The following is a 21,300-nucleotide window of genomic DNA, read 5'->3' on the forward strand; positions in this document are numbered from 1 at the left end:
AAATTAGGCTTTATGGTTATTTTTATACTCAATCCAATACGATAAGGTGTCAAATAACTCATTTAACACGATCGGTTTAGTAATGTGCGCATTCATGCCCGCAGCCAAACTTTTTTCTCTGTCACCCGACATCGCGTGGGCTGTCATGGCAATAATCGGCATTTGCTCCGCACTGTAACGTTTACGCAATTCTTTCGATGCCGTTAATCCGTCCATAACAGGCATTTGTATATCCATTAATACCGCGTCAAAGGATCGTGTATCAATCAAATCTAATGCGATTTGACCATTGTCGGCCATCACAACTTCATAACCCGCACTTTTTAATAACTCAGAGGCTACCTGTTGATTAATAAAGTTATCTTCTACCAATAACACTAAACCTGACTGCTGCTCTTGCACATCTTCTTTTGGCACCGACTGCACGTTCAATTTGGGTTCTTTAGCGAAAGCACTAATGATTTCATCAAACAAAGCCGAGGCTTTAAAAGGCTTTTGCAAAATAGCATGAATGTTTCTATCAGCGACATCGTCGGCCAAAGGTTCTGCACTGTATGCGGTCATCAGAATGATGATCGGTCGTTTAGCTAAACGACCATCGGCGACCATTTCATCCACTTGAGTTAGCACTTCTAAACCGCCCATTTCAGGCATCATCCAATCTAATAAAATTAAATCTACAGACTGTTTGGCAAGACAATCCAAAGCCTGTTGGCCACTGGCTGCGGTGCGCACACCAAAACTGAAGTCTTTCATCAAGGCTGAATATATCTGCAACGCACTTGGATTATCATCGACCACTAATGTGGTTAAATTATTTAACTGTTCTGGCACCACTAAAGGTTCAACGATATTTTCTTCGGCAATTTCAAAGCTGATGGTAAAGCTAAAAGTGCTGCCCTGATTGACCTCAGACTCTACCTGCATGGTACCGCCCATCATGGATACCAGATGCTTACTGATTGATAAACCTAACCCTGTACCACCGTATTTTCGGGTTGTTGAACCGTCGGCCTGTGAAAACGCATCGAACAATTTAGACTGTTGCTCTTTGCTAATACCAATGCCCGTGTCTCTGACCCAGAATTTCAAGGTGATACGATGATCACGTTCACCTACATCTTCACAACCCAGTTCAATTTCACCATTTTGCGTGAATTTAACCGCGTTTGATAATAAGTTGACTAACACTTGGCCAAGACGAAGCGGGTCACCATTTAAAATCAATCCCGCAGTAACAGGTGCGTAAAGTAATAATTCGACACCACGCTCTTGGGCTTTAATGGCATTCATATCTAACACATGATCGAGCACTTTATCTAACGGGAACGCGACCCGTTCTAGCTCTAATTTACCCGCTTCAATTTTTGAGAAATCAAGAATGTCATTAATAATGCGCAGCAAAGACTGAGCAGAGAATCCCGCTTTACTCAGGTAATCTTCTTGCTGAGGGGTCAAACTGGTTCGCTGGGCCAATTGCAACATGCCAATAATGGCGTTCATAGGCGTACGAATTTCATGGCTCATATTAGCCAAAAACTCACTCTTATACATGTTAGCTAATTCAGCGTCTTGCTTTGCCTCAAGTAAGGCCACTTCGTTACTCTTTTGTCGAGTAATGTCTTTGTGTGTGCCTAGCATACGCTTAGTTTGGCCTGAGTCAGAAAACTCCACCGCACGTCCACGAGACAATAACCAATGATATTCACCCAGCTTGCCTTTCATTCTAAATTCAATTTCATAGGCATCGGTAGGATCAAGCAAATATTGACTACGGTACTCTTGCACTCTGTCCCTATCATCTGGATGGGTTAAGCCATCAATAGAAGATAATAATGCCGGGAACTCATTTGGCGTGTAGCCAAGCATTGAATAAAAAGCGGGGTTACAAATAATTTGTTCAGAATCTATGTACCAATCCCATAGACCATCTTCCACCGCATCCATCGCCATGTGATAACGCTCTTCTGACAAGCGTAATTGCTCTGCGGATTCATTCTCGCGAGTAATATCGCGCCAAATGGAAATCAGCCCGAGTAATTCATTGCGGCGGTTATAAAATGGCAATTTAAACGCATCTAGTAATACAGGTTTGCCGGCAATTTCAATACGCTCTTTGTATTGAATAGAGTTCTTCTCATCTAACACTTTCTTGTCTTCAGCAAGAATACGTTGACCTTGTTCAGGGCTGGTAAAATCAACTGTGGTTAAGCCAATAATATCGCTTTCATTCACGCCTAACATCCGCTCGGCTGATTTGTTACACCCTAAATATTTGCCTTCTTTATCTTTAAATACAATCGCTTCTGGTAACGAGTCAATTAACGACCTTAATAATGCAAATTCTCGTTCACGACGCTCTGTGGTGTCACGCAACCTTTGGGTACGGCTGGCCACCAAGTTATCAAGACGTTTATTTTGCTCAGCTAAATGACGCGTATACTGTTGGTTTTCTTCAAAAATACGACTAACCAATAAAAACCAAGGTTCCCAACCCGGAGTCATTTTTTCTGGAGGGGGTAATGGTGACTGTGAACACGCCTCTAAATGCGTTAACAGCCTAGACGCGGGGCTAACGAATGCGCGGCGAGTTTGCCAATGCACAATTGTCACCAGCACAGAAAGGGCTAAAACCACCATAATGAAGGTTAGCTGTAATTTCTCCCAAGAGTCTTTAAATAATGCTCCCTCTTCCTGGATATACAGCAATCGCCACGGCGCATTATGTAATGCAACAGAATGAATATAATGCCCATTACGTAAAATCCCCTCATGGGCGTCAAACAGTTCCGACTCGGATAATGAATGTAATTCTGCAGGAATACGTTGGCTTATGTGATAAACTCGATTCATTTCATTAGAGTCAAAATCACTGTGGGATAAAATATTATTCTGTTGATCTAATAGGATCACTGTGCCCGGCATTTTGAAATAAGTACGAATTTGTTTCGCAAGTGACGCTAAGGTCATATCTAAGTTAATGGTGCCGATGAAGTCATCTTCAAGGTAAACCGGTAATCCTAAAGTGGTTAACAGCCCTTGCTCGCCACCATCCACATAGGCTGGACTCCAAAAAGCGTTACGTTGTGGATTAAGTTTGGGCGTAGCCAATTGAAACTGCTGTTTAGTGAGTTGTTCTTCCCTAAAGCGCTGTTCGCTATTATTCCATGGGAAGTAAGACATCATTTTACGCTTGGAGACATAATAAATTGAGGATGCCTTCGGCGCGGCTTCTTTTGCGACTGGAAATGACAGCGATAACTCAAAGAGCATTTCAAGTTCTTGGTAAAATTGCTCGCTGCGACCATCAAGAGAGCCAATACCGGTAATGCGTCCCATATTCGTAAAGGGTTCGCCACTTTTTACATAATTAGGTTCTAGACTAAAATATTGGCCGTCAGCATTGAATTTTTCATATTGAGGCAAGCGATCTTTACGCACTTGCTCACCTAAACGCAGGTGATCAATTGCCACATCGCGCAAACTTTTCACCGCACGGATACTGGATTCTAGCAATAAGTCGATTTGTAATACGTGACGAGCAACCTGATCCTCGCGTTGCTCAATTTGCACTTCTTTCTGGCGTTCATAAAAAATGGCCGCAGAAATTAATGACATGACGATCACACCAATATAGGTATAAAAAACTGCACGGTTATAGTTACGTTGAATCGGTGATTTTAGCTGTAAATCAGGCTCTGTTGGTTTCATTCCATACCCTTTGCGACAGCGCCTTTTTATTTAGGAGCAGGTGTCGGCGTAATATCAGAGTTGGCTATCACGCACGCAATAAATTAATACAAGGTTCATATTATCAGGAACATAGTCGCAATCACACGCTTTAATCTAAATCTATTTCGATTAGATGCTGCTAGGTCAAGCATATTAGAGACGGTTGTTCTTTCGAAGTTAAAGTTTATTCAAACTAAGCTGTTTTGTTGTTGAACTTAGCCTGAAATGTAACGAGTTTTCTAGGTGAAAACCCTGTAAAAACGTCTAACAGTGCTTAAGCAATGATCACTAAACCTAACTGCAAACAACAAATTCATTGTTTAAACTAAGGCTACTAACATGATTGTAGCCTTAATTTCCGACTTTGGACTTTGTTCAGCCACAATAAAGGTTTGATTATAAATGTTCTTCGGCAAATTCAGCTAAGCGTGATCGTACCACGCCATTTAAGTAAATATTTGCACTGCCCTCAAAATCCTTAAAACGCTCGACAATATAGGTCAAACCTGATGTTACCGCAGTTAAATACGTCGTATCAATTTGAGCCAAGTTGCCGCTGCAGATTAATTTTGTCCCCTCTCCCATACGCGTGATCATGGTTTTTATCTGCGATGCGGTGAGGTTTTGGCATTCATCCAAAATGACCACTGAATTTTGAATCGAGCGACCACGCATAAAATTAATCGATTTGAACTGAATATTGGCTTTTTCCATGATGTAATTCACGCTACCAGTTGGATTAACATCATTTTTATGAAGCACCTCTAAGGTATCTGTAATTGCCGCTAACCAAGGAGCCATTTTCTCCTCTTCTGTGCCGGGTAAAAATCCAATTGATTCGGCAATATCGGGGGTATTTCGAGTGACAATAATTTTGTCGTAGCGTTTTTTCTCTATGACCAATTCCAGTGCCGAGGCCATCGCAAGTAGTGTTTTACCACACCCCGCGGGACCCGTTAAAATGATCAATTCTATATCTGGGTCTAACAAAGCATCTAACGCCATACCCTGATAGATATTTTTTGGCTTAATTCCCCAAGCTTCATGGTGCATTAATCGCTCATAGCCACGGTCGATGATATCCAGCTGGGTATCACTTTTGGCCGCAACCCGACCACAAAAATCAGTTGATTCATCTATTAAATACTGGTTAATGTAAAACGGCTCTTTTCCTAAATGTTCTAGGGGCACTTGATGAACCGTGTGTCGACCCACTCTGTCTGTTGAGACTTTATCGACCTGACTCCAAAAATCACCTTCGAACTGATAAAAACCTTTAGCAAGAAAACGAATATCATCGATAAGTTGATCGGTACGGTAATCTTCAACCCGCTTAATACCCGCACCTTTGGCTTTGAGGCGCATGTTAATGTCTTTAGTCACTAACACGACTGTGCGGGGATGGTGCTGCTTTTGAAGATAAAGTGCGGTATTGATAATACGGTTATCGTTATTGTCACCGGGCAGCGCGCCCATGGTGAAGTCAATTTGATGGTCGGGGAAGATGGATAAACTGCCTGATACGTCTAAATGGCCCTCTCTACTGGGTAAAGGTACGCCTTGAATAATTTGTTCAGGGGTGGTTGAACCGCCTAAAATATCCTCTAAGGCTCTAATCGCAACCCGTGCATCTCTGCTCACATCGCGCTTTCTATCTTTTATGCTGTCAAGCTCTTCTAATACGGTCATAGGGACGATTACGTCATGTTCCTTAAACGAATAAATCGCTAATGGTTCATGCAGTAACACGTTGGTATCCAATACAAACAACTTTCTGTCGTTTTGTTCCATGGCGCCTCCGCTGTGCTGATTTATCAAATTCACCTGCTAATAATCGCCTTTTTCAAGGTGTTATATCTGGCTGAGCAGTTTGTAAACATCACCCTTTTAATATGGCAGTGGCTTAGCAAAAGCTCAACTATTTGTTTGCTGTGATATGACATTTATATTGAGACTTAATGACGTCCCGATGACACTTATGGCGATAATTTGAAAATATCCACTTAATTAAGTGCTAAAATTTTAAATCTGGGTGGGTTTAAGATAATATACGCCCCCTTTTTGTTTCCCCGCTTCAAACATGAGAATTAAAAATGCCGTTTGCTTTAGGTCAACGCTGGATCAGTGATACTGAGTCAGAACTTGGATTAGGTACTGTAGTGCAAGTTGAAGGCCGTATGGTCACATTATTATTTCCTGCAACAGGCGAGAACCGCATGTTCTCCCGTACTGATGCACCACTGACTAGGGTGATATTTAATCCTGGGGATAACATCGAAAGTGGTGATGGATGGCAACTCACGGTTGAAGAAATTGAAGAAAAAAATCAAATTATCGTTTATCACGGGATCCACAGTGAAACCAAAGAAAAAGTGAGTTTGAGGGAAACATTATTAAGTCATAATATTCGTTTTAATAAGCCACAAGATCGCCTGTTTGCGGGGAAAATCGATCGTTTGGAACGTTTTGGTGTCCGTTATCAGTGTCAATTACTTCGCCATAAACTTGCCACTTCAGATTTACTGGGGTTACAAGGCCCACGTGTTGGCTTAATTGCTCATCAGCAATGGATTGCCCATGAAGTTGGCCGTCGTTATGCCCCACGTGTATTACTGGCCGATGAAGTGGGGTTAGGTAAAACCATTGAAGCGGGATTGATTATCCACCAACAACTGCTAACTGGCCGAGCTGAACGTATACTCGTGATAATGCCTGATACCTTGCGGCATCAGTGGTTAGTTGAAATGCTGCGTCGCTTTAACTTACGTTTTTCTGTATTTGACGAAGACCGTTGTGTTGAAGCTTATGCTGATAACGACAACCCTTTTTACACCGAGCAACTCGTTATTTGCTCGCTTGAACTATTGCGTAAAAAGAAACGTCTTGATCAAGCCTTAGATGCCGATTGGGATTTATTGGTTGTTGATGAAGCCCATCATTTAGAGTGGTCTGAAGATGCGCCTAGCCGTGCTTATAAAATCGTCGAAGCACTCAGTGAAGTCGTGCCCGGTGTCCTGCTGTTAACCGCAACGCCCGATCAGTTAGGCCATCAAAGCCATTTTGCCCGTTTACGTTTACTTGATCCCGATCGCTTCTATGATTACGACGCTTTCTTGAAAGAAGAGGATAGCTATAAAGATGTTGCCGATGCCGCCCACGCTTTAGCATCTCAAGGCAATTTAACTCAGGAAGCCATCAATAGCTTAACTGAGCTGCTATCAGAAAAAGATATCGAACCCAATATTCGTTTGATCCAAGCTAGCAATGTTGATGCCGCTCAACAACAAGAAGCCCGCGATGAATTATTGCAAGAATTGTTAGACCGGCATGGTACTGGCCGAGTGCTTTATCGTAACAGTCGCGCGTCGGTAAAAGGCTTCCCGCAGCGTCATTTTAATGCTTACCCACAAACAATGCCGGAGCAATATGTTACCGCTCAGCGCGTCAACGACATGATGGGCGGAGCAAAAACACCTGAAGCTAAAGCATTACAGGCGTTAAGCCCAGAAAAGCTCTATCAGGCTTTTGAGAATGACAGCTCATGGTGGAAGTTCGATCCACGCGTTGACTGGTTAATTGCTTTCCTTAAAAGTCACCGCAGTAAAAAAGTGCTGATCATCGCCAGCTTAGCAGAAACGGCATTGAGCCTTGAAGAAGCATTACGTACCCGTGAAGGTATTCAAGCCACAGTGTTCCACGAAGGTATGTCGATTATCGAACGTGATAAAGCAGGCGCTTACTTTGCCCAGGAAGAAGGCGGCGCACAGGCTCTTATATGTTCTGAAATTGGCTCAGAGGGTCGTAACTTCCAGTTTGCCAGCCACTTAGTGTTATTTGATTTACCACTCAATCCAGATTTACTTGAACAGCGTATTGGCCGTCTAGACCGTATTGGTCAAAAAAATGATATACAAATTCATTTACCTTACTTAGCTGGCACAGCGCAAGAACGCTTAATGCGTTGGTATCATGATGGTTTGAACTCATTCGAACTCACCTGCCCTAGCGGGCACGTATTATTTAATCAATTTGCTGAAGAGCTGACGCAGGTTCTGGCTAGTGATGATGAAGATGCGTTGACTTTGCTACTGAATCATACCCAGCAACGTTATAAACAGCTTAAGCACGCGATGGAACAAGGTCGCGATAAGCTATTAGAAATCAATTCACATGGCGGCGAACGCGCCAATGCATTGATTAAACGTCTGGCGGATAATGACAGCAGCACAGATTTAATCGGTAGCGTGATCCGTTTATGGGACATTATCGGGGTCGATCAAGAAGACAGTGGTGAAAACACCATTGTATTACGTCCAAGTGAGCACATGCTTTACCCCACTTATCCTGGTCTGCCTGAAGATGGCGTAACCGTCACCTTTGATCGCGACACCGCATTATCGCGTGATGACATAGCATTTATCTCGCAAGAGCATCCTATTGTGCAAACGGGCCTAGATTTGATCACAGGTTCAGAAACTGGCACCACTAGTGTAGCAATATTGAAAAATAAAGCCTTACCAGCCGGTACGTTATTTTTAGAGCTCATCTATATGGCTGATGCTTCAGCGCCTAAATCAACTCAGCTTTACCGTTATATGCCGCCAACGCCTATTCGTATTTTGTTGGATAAAAGCGGCAATAACATGTCAGATAAAGTGGATTATCAAAGTTTTGATAAACAGCTTAGTGCCGTTAATCGCCATATTGCCAGTAAATTAGTGAATGCCTCTCAACCGATATTGCATCCGCTATTTGCCCATGGTGAAACCCACGCACAAACGGCGTTATCTGAATTAGTGGCTGCGGCAAAAGATAAAATGAGTCATCAATTAGGGGCAGAATTAAACCGCCTTGAAGCACTAAAAGCGGTTAACCCCAACATACGTGATGCCGAATTGGATTATATTCGCAATCAAATCAATGAACTAAATGACTATATCGACGACAGTCAGCTACAACTTGATGCGATTCGTATGGTATTAGTGAGCCACGTATAACACCTTCAAACTGAGGGCTGCTAATAACAATAAGCACATGACCGATTAACAGGCATGTGCTTATTTTTTTATTAGATTAAGCTATGATTGATAGCACAAACAATTGATAACCAAGATTATCAATGCCACAGCGATTGCCAATGACGAGGTCAGCTTGCGTCCATTACCTACTTTACAGCGTTTATTATTGAGTCTTTGGTTAATGCCAAGTTTAGTGTTGGCGCAAGTTGATTTCACCCCGATACCTGCCACTGAAATTCAAACTATCACCTTAGATGGCAAGCCCGCTGAGGTTTTGCTCAGATCCTGGAGTGGTAAACAACAACTTGGCTTAGCCGTGATTATTGGCGCGTCTGACACACAAGTTCACAGCATGGGACTCAGCGGATTTTTACGCCATGAACTAAATGCTAAAGGCTGGGCGACACTTAGCCTAACACCACCTAAAGGGCTATATCGTCCTAATTTTATTACTGAAAGTGAACAAATCAAACAAGCTGGTGATGCTCAGCTAACCATAGCTGCCAACCAAGCTGTTCCTAAATACAATTCCGAACAATTACTTGAACTGAGAAACTTTCAGCAAGCTAATTTAACAGAAGCGCTTAATCAACTTACTACGCTGGGACAATCCTATCCAGGGGCAAGAATGATTATCGCGTTTGATGACAGTGCAGGCATGATTACTCACCTGCTTTTTGAGAAAAAAATCCCGATTCCTGATTTAGTCATTCTGGTGAATCCCTACCGAGAGTATGAACAACTGATAGAGAAATCAGCACAGCGTAAGCCGATTGCAGAACAATTGGTGATGATGTCAGTGCCAATACTGGATTTAATTTCTAATGATGCTAATCCACTTGCATTAGAAAATGCGCCGACCCGCAAACAATATAATAGTGTCAAACCGACTAAGTACTATCGCCAATATTACTTGAGTTTAGATTTAGACAATTCAGGAGGTTGGGAAGAGGCTTTAACCCGGATTGAAGGGTTTGCAAGAAGTGTTATCAATCGATAACACTGCTTCGCTGCGAGCTTATTGGTCACTCGTGATGACTTTGACTTAACCACTGCACTTTTATTTGGCCACGGCATTATGAGTTGAGCAAAGCAACTTGATGAACTAGCCTATCACCACCAACCTTGCCTTGGGCGATAAGATTTTTGAGGATCTTTAGTTTGACGTATCGCCGCAATTGCGCGATTTTTACCTACCAAGACTTTTATCTGGCTTAATGACTCGCGGCTTAATAACTGCCGAATCGTGCCACTCCAACTGCGATTAATACTGTGCTTGATTGCCGCTATGGCATCGGGCGATGTCAGCATATATTGCTCAGCAAGTGCCTCAGCACGCGTCATGGCATCATCAACCACTTCTGACACTAGCCCCAAATTTAATGCCTGATCACTTTCTAATACTTGCGCGGTATAGGTTAAATGCAGGGCTTTATCTTTTGGCATTATCTGCCTTAAACTGGCCAGCCCGCCCATATCAGGTAATAAGCCCCATTTGGCTTCCATAATGGATAACCTTGTGGCTGGCTCTGCAATTCTAACATCGGCACCTAGCGCAATTTGCATTCCACCGCCATAACAACAGCCTTGCAACACTGCAATGACCGGCACTGGCAAACGCTGCCAACCAACAGACACTCGTTGCGCTAAATTGGCATTTCCAGGTAACCATTTGAACAATAGAGGAATACCTTTAATCGGGTCATTAGCTAAACTTTTAACATCTAAACCAGAGCTAAAATTGTTTTCCGCTCCCGAAAGAATAACGGCTTTGATATTGCGATTTTTGGCAATACGTTTGATTGTATTATCTATAGCAACAAACATGGCATAGTTAAGCGCATTCATTTTTTCAGGCCGGTTTAAACACACATAGGCAACATCATTTCGAATATCGAGGGTTACCAATTCCGTTGTCATGAAATATTTCCTTACTGGTCAGTCCAGATTTTAGACTAACATGTTTGTTGTATTTTGCTAATAGTTATAACATGTCGACTAATTGACCATGGTCAATTTATTGGCTTCAAATGTTGTTGTAAGCAAAGCTCAATCTGCCGACCTCTGCAAAATGAGTTTTCTGAAATGAATCAGCTAAACAACACGGATGCCTATATCAATCATATTTAACATGAAAACCAGATTAATTTCGCATGTTATTGATGAGTATCCTAGAATAAAACATAAGATAAAAATGTCTTATAATAATAAATGAACGCCCAAAGAGTGTTATCAATGGCTCTTAAATAGCAATATCTTCTTTATCTGGGGCGAAATTAAGGACAACAAGTCAAGATGACAATTCCCGTATTAATATGTGATGACTCAGCATTAGCCAGAAAACAAATGGCACGAACACTCCCAAAAGATTGGGATGTGGAAGTGACATTTGCGACTAATGGCGCTGAAGGCCTTGACGCTATTAGAGCAGGTAAAGGCGAAATCGTATTTCTCGATTTGAACATGCCCGTCATGGACGGTTATCAAGTACTTGAAACCGTTCAACAACAAGATTTACCCGCACTGATTATTGTGGTGTCAGGTGATATTCAAATTAAAGCCCATGAGCGCGTAAAAGCCTTAGGGGCATTAGACTTCATTCAAAAACCGGTTAGCGCCGATGCCATCAGCAATATTTTGCAAGAATATGGCATTTTAACCCTCACGCAAGGTGTCGAAGCTGATATACAGCCTATGGTCAAAGTCGACCTTAGGGACGCCTGCCAGGAGATAGCCAACGTGGCTATGGGACGTGCTGCTGACCTGCTTGCTAAGTTGCTTGATGTGTTCGTTGTGCTGCCAATCCCAAATGTTAATGTGCTGGAAGTCAGTGAGCTGACCATGGCCTTAAAAGCAACTGAAGAATCATCAACAATATCTGCGTTATGTCAGGGATTTATTGGTGCAGGTGTTGCTGGTGAAGCCCTATTACTCTTCCACGATTCAAGTTTTGCCGATATGGCTAAGCTCATGAAAATCAATAGTGAAGAACAAACCCATACCGAAGTAGAAGTGCTAATTGATACTGGTAACGTGCTTATCGGCGCGTTTTTAAGCGGTATATCGGAGCAGCTGGATATGAAGTTCAGCCAGAGTCATCCTGTGGTGTTAGGGCAACACTGTACCGTTAACGATCTTATTCACGCCAGCTCTGAAAAATGGCAACGCACCCTTGCCATGGAAATTAATTACCGTATTGAAGATTACAATATCCAATGCGACTTGCTACTTCTATTTACCGAAGATTCGATACCTACGCTTAACTTTAAGCTTGGTTATCTTCTCGATTAAAGATTGGATATTGCGAATATGTCAAATGATCTCGATGCGATGAATGAACTTCACTGGCTTATCGATATGGTGCAAACCATCGAAGTCGGTTTAATAGTGCTTGATCGCAATTACAACATCCAATTGTGGAATGGCTTTATGGAAAACCATAGCGGTATTTCGCCCAATTCCATCAAAGGAAAAAACCTGTTCACAGAGTTGCCAGACATTCCAGCCGACTGGCTAAAACAAAAAATGGAATCGGTTTTTTTATTAAAAAATCGTACCTTTATCAGCTGGGAACAACGCCCTTACGTGTTTAAATTTAAAAACTATCGTCCAATTACCGGACGAGCAGATTTTATGTACCAAAACATTACCTTACTACCTTTAGCATCGCTAACAGGCAGCATCACTCACATCAGTATTATTGTTTATGATGTCAGTGATATTGCAGTGAATAAGTTGCAGCTGAAAGCAATGAACCAGCAGCTTGAAGAGTTAAGTCAAACCGATGGTTTAACTCAACTTCATAACCGTCGACATTGGCAAGTATGCATGGAACGTGAGTTTGAACGTTTTTCTCGTTATCAAGATCAAGCTTCTTTAATTATGATCGATATTGATAATTTCAAACAAATAAACGACAAATACGGTCATCCTGCGGGTGATAAAGTTATTCAACACATTGCCCATCTGTTAAAGCAATCATTACGTGAAACTGACTGTGCCGGCCGCTATGGCGGTGAAGAGTTTGCTATTGTGTTATCTAAAACTGGTGACACTGATGCCTTGTATTTTACCGAGCGACTACGGAAGAAAATTGAAGCATCGGAAATCATTTGTGATAACCGCATCATTAAAGTCACGGTAAGCTTAGGTATTAATCAAATTAAGCCTAATAGTGACAATAGTTCTGTGTGGCTATCGGGTGCCGATAAAGCCTTATATCAAGCCAAACAAAATGGCCGTAATCAGAGTGTTGTGTTTACTGCTCAAAACTAAATTGCCTTAATGTTGAAACTAAAAAACCACTCATTGAGTGGTTTTTTTAAATCTACTTTCCGTTACGGATAGTATTAGTGCATTTGCGCACTATCTTCATCATATTCGTCGTCATCTTCATCTTCGTCGTCTTCAACATCGCCGACAAAGTATGTGCCCCAACCGTCATAATCCACTTTTTGCTTTGCAGCAAGAGCAAGTAATTGCTCACAAGCTTTATCCAGTAAAGGTACTTCTAGCTTATGATACGCTATGGCATCAAAACAGAAGATAATCTCACCGTCATCCAATTCCATTTCTTCAGCATCATTGACTTCAAAACCGAGTTTGAATGCATCAACAGCCGCTTTTTCTAAACGGTCAAAGTTACTTGATGAAAAATGATGTTCGATGGTGTATTCAGCATCAGGTTCTGAACCATCAGCAATAAGGGCTTCAACAATTTCGCGATTTTCGGCTAACTGCTCTTTTAACTGACGCTCGATAGACATGAAATACTCCGAATAACGTAACTATAAAAAATTAATCTGACTATTATACTTTAACTTACGCGTTAGGTTTAGCCATTAATGCAGCGGCTTCTTGATTTAGCTCTTCATAACGCTTTGCCATAATACCGTGCACTTGAGTAGCAAAAGATTTAGCGTCGTTTTTATCTAATCCTTGCGTTGCTATTGGTGCCATCATTTCAACAATCACCACACCATTGTTCCAGCGGTTCATTTTAATGTGCTTTTGGCAAGATGCTAATACAGGCACAACTGGCACTTGAGCCGCGATAGCGGTATGAAATGCTCCCACTTTAAGCGGTAATAGACCACGCCCACGAGAACGAGTACCTTCTGGAAAAATCCATACTGAAAGCAATTTCTGTTGCATTTTTTTGACTGTTTTAGCCATGGTATCAAATGCACTAGAACGGTTTTTGCGATCGATTAGGATATTGCCTGTCAGCCAGTAGATTTGACCGAACAATGGCATCCACGCCAAACTTTTTTTGCCTAAACTCACAGTGGCTTTTGGTACCGCTGAGGTTTGGGTGAATAAATCAAAATTGTTTTGGTGATTACCTAAGTAAATGTTTTGCTGATTAACCACATCAGGTTGAACATGACGGGTAATAACCTTGATACCAAGCACGGGAGATACTGAGGAAAATATTCTAGCTATCACGTGAACATTATCACGATGCATTGGACGGACGATACATAAAACTATTGCGAAAACAAAAGCTAAAAACAATAGTATGCCAAGTATTAACGAACGAGCGATTAGCAGCACAACAGACTCCTGCGGATGAATTGGCGACAGTATAACGAGGGCGGCAAATTGACTCAATCAATTTTGCATACAAGTGTAAGCTGAAAAAAGGCGAAACCGCATAAACATGTCGATTTCGCCTAAGAAGATCACTGATTTACAGCCTAACGGGTTACACCAGTGTTGGATTGATTAATGCGAGAAATAGTCAACCTGAACAGAAAAGCACTTAACGCGAGCGTAGCCACAATAGCAGCACCACTAGGAAGATCGTAACTTGCCGATAGCGCCAAGCCAAAGATATACCCTATAACCCCAACACCATAGGCTAACGCCAACTTAGCTTTTCCTAGGTATTTGTTTAAGGCTAATGCCGGTAAAATTAACGTACTAAATACTAAATATACGCCAACTAATTCAACCGATAAGGTGATGACCATAGCAAATAAAAAGTAAAAGCTAATCCCATCAAGCAAATCCGGTTTAATTGCTATTGCCACTAAAATCAACGCAGAAACTATGGCAGGTAACAATAATTGCGACCAACTAACCCATAAAATTTGCCCCGACATCAGCTGCTTTAATAATTCAGCCCCATGGGGATCATTTGCCAATAACAACATGGCTCCCACCGCACTCAACACATAAAAACAGCCAATAAATGCTTCAAGCTCGCCTTTAAACTTAGTTGCCATCCAAGCAATGACTCCAGCACCTGCTAAAGCAAATAATGCTGGCATCCACACATGCGAAAAAGGCAACTGTTCAATGTCATGGTCAATGTGCGACACAATGGCGCCCAAAGCCGCAACCTGCGCAATAGCTAAATCAATAAAGATAATGCCACGCTTTAACACTTGTTGACCTAATACCACATGGGTAGAAAGCACCAGTAAACCTGCCACAAAGGCAGGTAATAGGATAGAGACTAGTTCAATATCAAACATAGGCTATTGCACCCCGTTCAATAGCACCAACACGTTATCGTAAAGACTAATTAAGTCGGTACTTTGCTCGTTACCCCCGACTGACATTGGCAGTGTCAGCACAGGTAAATTAGCACGATCACCTAACCATTTTGCACCGCGCTCATCCTGATATGATGCAACGATAATAGCCATAATATCGCCCTTTTCAGCACGTGCGAGTAGGGTGGCTAAATGGCTACTTGTGGGTGCGAGACCAGGCTTAGGCTCAAGGTCGGCCACTTGCTCAATACCAGTCCATTGAAATAAATAGCGAAAGCTAGAATGATAAGCGATCACTTTTTTACCTTGCAATGACTTAGCTTGCGCTTGCCAAACGGGTATTTTTGCTTGCCACTGCTCATTGAACCTAGCAAATGCGGTTTCATAAGCCGCTGTGTTACTCGGATCTAATTGGATAAACTTAGCAGATAAGCCTTTAGCGACCTCAAGCAGTTTGACCGGGTCAAAATGCAAGTGTGGGTTACCTTTGGCATGCACATCTCCCATAGAGCGATCAACATTGTCAATCTGATCTAAAGTCTTAGTGTGCTCTGCAGCATAAAATAAGCCTGTATCTGTAGAACGTACCTTGTTGTTAGATGCTTTCATTTGCAGCATAGGTAGCCAACCAATCTCTAAATCAGCCCCTGCACATACAACGAGATCAGCCTGACGCATTTTAGCAATTAAGCTTGGCCGTGCTTGCACTAAGTGCGGATCTTGCATTGCTGTTGTTGCTGAATACACTTTTGCATCTGGCGCAAGTGATTGCGCCAATGCTGCATACTCAGGCTCGCAAGCAAAAACATTCAGTTCTGCATGAGCGGTAGTCGAGCACAATAGCGCCAATACCGATGCTATTTTAATTAGCTTAGAATTGATGGGCACCGTGAGCTCCTAATGTCATAACATACTGTAATGTAATAATGTTGTCGTTTTCAAAACCGTCAAAATTAGTACCTTGTTGGTTAGTGTATTGTAGTCTAACAGTAGAGAAATGACTGTGATGCCAAGCAACACTGAACTCAGTTTCTTTCAACTTTTGTGGGTCTAAATGATCGCCATGAGCCTCATAAGAATCGACTTGACCATAACGTAAACCCGCAGACCAATTAGGGCTAAATTGATAAACACTGCTGACATACCAGCCTTGATGGTAATCATTATTACTAAAGGCTTCATGTTCATGTTCATCATGCTCTTCCATCGCAAAAATGTCGGTCACTCGGAAATATTCACCACTTAATGTAAGGTGCTGATATTTGTAATTTCCATTTGGTGCCCATTTGTAAACAAAATCAGCTATATAGGTGTTTTCTCCGGTATATTTGGCGCTGTGGGCGTGACCGCCATGATCATGTTCATCATCGACATGTTCATCTTCCTCTTCACCAAGCAGCTTACCATTCTCATTACGAAGATAGGCTAGACCCAGTTGCCATGAGCTATCAACACCTATGTCGCCACCGAACTTGGTAAAAGCAGAATAGACACCAATATTACTAAAGTCACGTTCACCATGTTCATCAGCGGCACGCATTTTATCGCCTTTGAAGGCTTCAAAACCTAAATTCCAATAAATATCTGTTGGTGCAACGATACTGACTCGCAAACCATCATCAAAATAGTGACCGCCTAAAAATGCACGATAAGCTGCTGGGCGATCGGCAAACGAATCCGTGTGTAAGTGTTGATTATTTAAGTAACCGACATCGGATAAAAAACGACCGGCACGTACCGACAACCCTTCTGGCAATCCCATAGTTTGAATAAAGGCTTCTTCGAGTTCTACTTCTGTTTCACCATCATGGCTAGCTAAAACCGCGGTCATTTTGCCATAGAACATATCGTCAATATTGGCACTAATTGCTAATTCTGTTTCACCTAAGCCAAATCCTTCTGCTCGTTCAGACATAGGACGGTCGCCAGACTGATAATACCCATCCAGCACGGCGCTGATATTTGGATTGGTTAAACTTGAATCTTCAGCCAGAACCGTAATAGGTGCAAAAGCACAGCCGATAGCAACTAATGATAAAGGTGTTTTTAAAATAGACATATTTTCTCCTACGTTTTAGTACCACCATAATTTGAGGCAGAACTAAAACCATAAACTCACGATCGTCAAAGCAATTAATGCCGACGATTTAATTAAATAATGAATAACAATGTTTAGTGGGTTTACGAGGCGACAGGCGGTGCGCGACTGTGGTAATAAAACAGGCTGACGGATTCAAACTCAGAAAAAATATCAACACTGGTTTGATAATGCTGTTTTTGGACTGGGATTGAGAAAGCAAATGAGTTAAGGGTTTTGTTCAGCTGATGCTGATGGAAACACAAGGTACAGTGATGAGTATTTACGCCATCTTCATGATGTTGGACACTATGATTTGATGCAGCAAAAGCCAATACCACCAATATGGCACAAAGCCAAATTGCGATATGTTGCTTCAACTGAATGCTAAGTCTCACAGATATACCTGACAAGATGTGATGAAATAAAGGCCACAATTCTAGAAGCCCCGCAAAAAAAAGCAACCTTTAGATTGTTACAAATCACTTTTAAGCAGATTTTGTGCGGTCACAGACAATTACGCCAGCGTTCACCGCGATTTAAGATAAACTTAAGCTGATCTCCGTAAAATTGCTGCATATTTTGTTAATTTGTAAGACGAGGACAGACCATGGCTAACTTTCTACGTGAAAATATCGGCATTATCATCACCATGATCGTAATAGGTGTTGTTGTGCTAGGCGGCATTTATTGGGTTGAAGCATCCTTGGCAAGCCAAGAGCAGGTTATTTCCTGATTCTATTTATGCATCCTGTGACGAGACCTCTTCTGGAGGCTCAATCAAAATTAAGTGATCCATCATATGCATTACCCCAACCAATATGACTGATAAGATAATTGTTGGGGTCACAATGTGCATCATGTTATCCATAAAGTATCCCGCTACGGCGGCAAACACAGCTATATAAAACCCCGCTATTTTTCCTGCTGTAAGACTTTTATGTCTTCCCAACCATGCTTGACATTTTGGGCATTGAATCTGCGCGCCAATCCCCTTTCCACGGGTTTGAATCACCTTCGCCACCGAAAAACTTTTATGACAAAAAGCACACTGCAATAACATATTGAATCCTTTTGATTAAAACTAAATGATCAAAACAACAAAAACACACCCACTAGAACAACACATCGAGATTTGATCACCTGAACCTATGGCGTATTATGAGGCAAACCAAGCGTTAATACCAAAAGCATATTGGTAATGTCTTACAAACACTTTATGATTATTGCTATAAGTAACTTATTCAAAAAATCTGCTTAAATTACAGACGACTCAAAGGAAAAATCGATATGCTTAAAATGGTTATGAGTCTAGGATTAACCCTAGCCTGCCTATTAGGGGCAAGTAATGTCCACGCGCAATCCCCTGCTATTCCAGAACAAACCACCGAGCAAGTCGCACAAGTCAGTACTGATACCCAGCAGAAAATTGCAGCCTTAACAGCTATGATCGAAGACGATGTTAATTCGTTAGCTCAATCGCAAGGGGAAATCAAAGCCATTGCGGAATATCGGATCAAGAATAAAACCTTGGAACTACGTGGCCTTATAGATGAGTTAATCAATGCTGAAAATATTGATTACACCTTTGTGACCCCATTAGTTCAATCACAACTCACTTTTTTAGACAAAGTCAGTCATTACCTTAATGAAGATATTGTTCGCTTAAAAAACTCAATAACCAACTCGAGTAATGATGAAGCGATATTATTACAGGTATCAGAAAGAGAGTTTCAACGCGATCATTATCTTAAAGCTGAATTACAAACCATCAATTGGGCTGAAAAGGTCAATATTGATGTCGCTAATATTAAACAGCGATTACGTGAACGCTTGATTATTCGCGCAGATAAATTACAAAGTTTAGTCACTTATACTCAACAAGAATTGCAGCAAGCGGTTGCCGATGCCACCTCTGCGGGCAAAGATATCAGTGCAGATCAAAAACTACGGGTAACGAATTTAAAAGAGCGTCTTAAGCAAAACAGTACCAGCTTAACGATTGCTGCTGAACTACTCGATCAATTAGAAATTGACACTGCACATATCAAACAAACCTTGTTCAGTGTTTCCGGCGATATCACTCAAGATGTGCTGAACTTCAACGTCGCATCAAGCCTAATTGAAGAATGGATGAGTGTGGCTAAAAATCAAGCTCTAGACAACGGTCCAAGTGTGACATTTAAAATTGTAGTGTTTAGCTTAATTCTTTTCTTAAGCAGCTTAGTCGCTAAAGTGGTGACGCGTATTGCCACCAAAGCGGTGAGTTCATCCAAACTTAAATTTAGCCAGTTATTACAAGATTTCTTTATTTCACTCTCGAGCAAAGCCATTTTTGCGATTGGTTTGTTAGTTGCTTTATCTCAGTTAGGGTTTGAGCTAGGCCCATTATTAGCCGGTTTTGGTATCGCGGGTGTGATTATCGGTTTTGCATTACAAGATACTTTATCTAACTTTGCCTCAGGCATGATGATCCTCATTTACCGCCCTTTCGATGTGGGAGATTTAATTAATGCAGCTGGCGTTACAGGTCGAGTTAGCCACATGAGCCTAGTATCAACCACAATTAAAACCCTTGATAATCAACGCTTAATCATTCCAAACAATAAAATTTGGGGCGACACCATTAATAATATTACCGCGGAACACCAGCGCCGCGTGGATTTAGTTTTCGGGATCAGTTACAGCGACAACATCGAACATGCTGAAACCATTTTGAAGGATATTGTTGAGCAACATCCTAAAGTGCAAGCAACGCCGGAGCCGATTGTAAAGCTGCACACTCTAGGTGAATCTTCTGTCGACTTTATCGTTAGACCATGGGTTAAACCGGATGACTATTGGGATGTATATTGGGATATTACCCGCGCAGTGAAAATGCGTTTTGATGCTGAAGGCATTAGTATTCCGTTCCCGCAACGCGACGTCCATATTTACCAGAAGTAGCTTGGATTACCTCAGCGTCGTTTTTGGCGATCACCCATTGTGATGATACAGTTCCACAATAAAACGCACCCATTTTTTAATGGGTGCGATTATAATTAAGCAACCCAAGTTAGGATAAGACATGGCAGCACCTCATTTTGCATTCTCAGATTTTATCGCTGGATTTTGGCGACTTAATGCGTGGAACATGAATGCTCAACAACGCCTAACCTTGATAGAGCAATATCTGGATTTAGGTGTGACCTGTATGGATCACGCGGATATTTACGGAGTGTATGAATGCGAATCATTATTTGGTGAAGCATTATCTTTAGCGCCACAACTACGCGATAAAATGCAAATCATCAGCAAATGTGGCATTAAACCCATGTTTGGCGGATTTGATAACCGTTATGTGAACCATTATGACACTAGCAAACAACATATTATTGACAGTGTAGAACGCTCGTTAACCTCACTCAAAACTGACTATTTAGATGCATTATTGATCCATCGCCCTGATCCATTAATGCAAGCTGATGAAATTGCCGAGGCATTTTTTCACTTAAAAACCCAAGGTAAAGTTCAACATTTTGGTGTTTCAAACTTTCTGCCACAACAATTTGATTTATTGCAGTCTAGATTGAATGCCCCGCTTATCACCAACCAAGTGGAAGTTTCAGTGCAATGTTTAACGCATATCCACGACGGAGTGTTAGACCAATGTCAACAATTAGGTATTCGACCTATGGCATGGTCTTGTCTTGGTGGTGGCGAGTTATTCAGCGCTAAAACTGAACAAGCTACCAGATTGAGAAAGTGTTTAACCTTAATTGCAGAACAAGTTGGGGCTAAAGATATTAGCCAAGTCATTTATGCTTGGGTAAGAATGTTACCTAGTCAGCCTGTGCCCATTATTGGTAGTGGTAATATTGAACGTATTCGCACAGCCATAGACTCAAACAACATCATCTTAGATAAACAACAATGGTTTAGTATTTGGCAAGCCTCAACGGGACACAGTGTACCTTAATCCAATCAAAAG

At 41.7% G+C, this 21,300-nt stretch carries 17 protein-coding genes; 7 read left to right on the forward strand and 10 right to left on the reverse strand.

What is annotated here, in order from left to right:
• Nucleotides 1–3: 3 nt before the first annotated feature.
• Both IEY03_RS08450 and IEY03_RS08455 read right to left on the reverse strand, forming a co-directional pair.
• Nucleotides 4–3,711: a response regulator gene (locus IEY03_RS08450; protein WP_188840912.1), complete on the reverse strand. Its 3,708-nt coding sequence runs from the start codon at nt 3,709–3,711 to the stop codon at nt 4–6.
• A 417-nt stretch (nt 3,712–4,128) separates the two neighbouring features.
• Complete coding sequence (locus IEY03_RS08455; RefSeq protein WP_188840913.1) at nt 4,129–5,523, reverse strand: PhoH family protein; 1,395 nt, start codon at nt 5,521–5,523, stop codon at nt 4,129–4,131.
• 302 nt (nt 5,524–5,825) lie between these two features.
• Between IEY03_RS08455 and rapA the strand changes: the two genes are divergently transcribed.
• Complete coding sequence (gene rapA, locus IEY03_RS08460) at nt 5,826–8,729, forward strand: RNA polymerase-associated protein RapA (RefSeq protein ID WP_188840914.1); 2,904 nt, start codon at nt 5,826–5,828, stop codon at nt 8,727–8,729.
• A gap of 103 nt (nt 8,730–8,832) precedes the next feature.
• Nucleotides 8,833–9,750, forward strand: a complete 918-nt coding sequence (locus IEY03_RS08465; protein WP_188840915.1) for a DUF3530 family protein — start codon at nt 8,833–8,835, stop codon at nt 9,748–9,750.
• 113 nt (nt 9,751–9,863) lie between these two features.
• Here the strand turns inward: IEY03_RS08465 and IEY03_RS08470 are convergent, their stop codons facing one another.
• Nucleotides 9,864–10,670 (reverse strand): crotonase/enoyl-CoA hydratase family protein, encoded by an 807-nt coding sequence (locus tag IEY03_RS08470; protein WP_188840916.1) that lies wholly within the window; start codon nt 10,668–10,670, stop codon nt 9,864–9,866.
• A 375-nt stretch (nt 10,671–11,045) separates the two neighbouring features.
• Here IEY03_RS08470 and IEY03_RS08475 point away from each other — a divergent pair, with 375 nt between their 5' ends.
• Together IEY03_RS08475 and IEY03_RS08480 are read left to right on the forward strand one after the other, a co-directional pair.
• On the forward strand, nt 11,046–12,041 hold the full coding sequence (locus IEY03_RS08475; protein WP_188840917.1) for a response regulator: 996 nt from the start codon (nt 11,046–11,048) through the stop codon (nt 12,039–12,041).
• A gap of 18 nt (nt 12,042–12,059) precedes the next feature.
• Nucleotides 12,060–13,025: a sensor domain-containing diguanylate cyclase gene (locus tag IEY03_RS08480; RefSeq protein ID WP_188840918.1), complete on the forward strand. Its 966-nt coding sequence runs from the start codon at nt 12,060–12,062 to the stop codon at nt 13,023–13,025.
• Between the two features lie 74 nt (nt 13,026–13,099).
• Here the strand turns inward: IEY03_RS08480 and rraB are convergent, their stop codons facing one another.
• From rraB to IEY03_RS08510, 6 genes are all read right to left on the reverse strand, one after another.
• The gene (gene rraB / locus IEY03_RS08485) at nt 13,100–13,516 is read right to left on the reverse strand and encodes a ribonuclease E inhibitor RraB (RefSeq protein WP_188840919.1); all 417 of its coding nucleotides are present in this window, start codon (nt 13,514–13,516) and stop codon (nt 13,100–13,102) included.
• A gap of 55 nt (nt 13,517–13,571) precedes the next feature.
• Nucleotides 13,572–14,306 (reverse strand): 1-acylglycerol-3-phosphate O-acyltransferase, encoded by a 735-nt coding sequence (locus IEY03_RS08490; protein WP_188840920.1) that lies wholly within the window; start codon nt 14,304–14,306, stop codon nt 13,572–13,574.
• A 143-nt stretch (nt 14,307–14,449) separates the two neighbouring features.
• Entirely contained in the window at nt 14,450–15,232 is a 783-nt protein-coding gene (locus tag IEY03_RS08495) for a metal ABC transporter permease (protein WP_188840921.1), read from the reverse strand.
• A 3-nt stretch (nt 15,233–15,235) separates the two neighbouring features.
• On the reverse strand, nt 15,236–16,141 hold the full coding sequence (locus IEY03_RS08500; RefSeq protein ID WP_188840922.1) for a metal ABC transporter solute-binding protein, Zn/Mn family: 906 nt from the start codon (nt 16,139–16,141) through the stop codon (nt 15,236–15,238).
• Nucleotides 16,125–17,312 carry a hypothetical protein gene (locus tag IEY03_RS08505; RefSeq protein ID WP_188840923.1) on the reverse strand — a complete coding sequence of 396 codons (1,188 nt, stop codon included), beginning with the start codon at nt 17,310–17,312 and terminating at the stop codon, nt 16,125–16,127. Before IEY03_RS08505 ends, IEY03_RS08500 begins: the two co-directional genes overlap by 17 nt.
• 122 nt (nt 17,313–17,434) lie before the next feature.
• The gene (locus IEY03_RS08510) at nt 17,435–17,728 is read right to left on the reverse strand and encodes a DUF2607 family protein (RefSeq protein ID WP_188840924.1); all 294 of its coding nucleotides are present in this window, start codon (nt 17,726–17,728) and stop codon (nt 17,435–17,437) included.
• A 212-nt stretch (nt 17,729–17,940) separates the two neighbouring features.
• Between IEY03_RS08510 and IEY03_RS17125 the strand changes: the two genes are divergently transcribed.
• Nucleotides 17,941–18,066, forward strand: a complete 126-nt coding sequence (locus tag IEY03_RS17125) for a hypothetical protein (RefSeq protein ID WP_261298844.1) — start codon at nt 17,941–17,943, stop codon at nt 18,064–18,066.
• Nucleotides 18,067–18,072: 6 nt separating this feature from the next.
• Here the strand turns inward: IEY03_RS17125 and IEY03_RS08515 are convergent, their stop codons facing one another.
• Nucleotides 18,073–18,393, reverse strand: a complete 321-nt coding sequence (locus tag IEY03_RS08515; protein ID WP_188840925.1) for a hypothetical protein — start codon at nt 18,391–18,393, stop codon at nt 18,073–18,075.
• A gap of 236 nt (nt 18,394–18,629) precedes the next feature.
• On the opposite strand from IEY03_RS08515, the gene IEY03_RS08520 reads away from it, so the two are divergent.
• Together IEY03_RS08520 and IEY03_RS08525 are read left to right on the forward strand one after the other, a co-directional pair.
• A complete protein-coding gene (locus IEY03_RS08520) occupies nt 18,630–20,276 on the forward strand; it encodes a mechanosensitive ion channel family protein (RefSeq protein ID WP_373290850.1) in 1,647 nt (548 codons plus the stop codon).
• Nucleotides 20,277–20,397: 121 nt separating this feature from the next.
• Entirely contained in the window at nt 20,398–21,288 is an 891-nt protein-coding gene (locus IEY03_RS08525) for an aldo/keto reductase (protein WP_188840927.1), read from the forward strand.
• The last annotated feature ends 12 nt before the right edge of the window (nt 21,289–21,300 follow it).

Origin of the sequence: Shewanella aestuarii, from assembly GCF_014647215.1 — a bacterium.
GTDB classification, from domain to species: Bacteria; Pseudomonadota; Gammaproteobacteria; order Enterobacterales; family Shewanellaceae; genus Shewanella; species Shewanella aestuarii.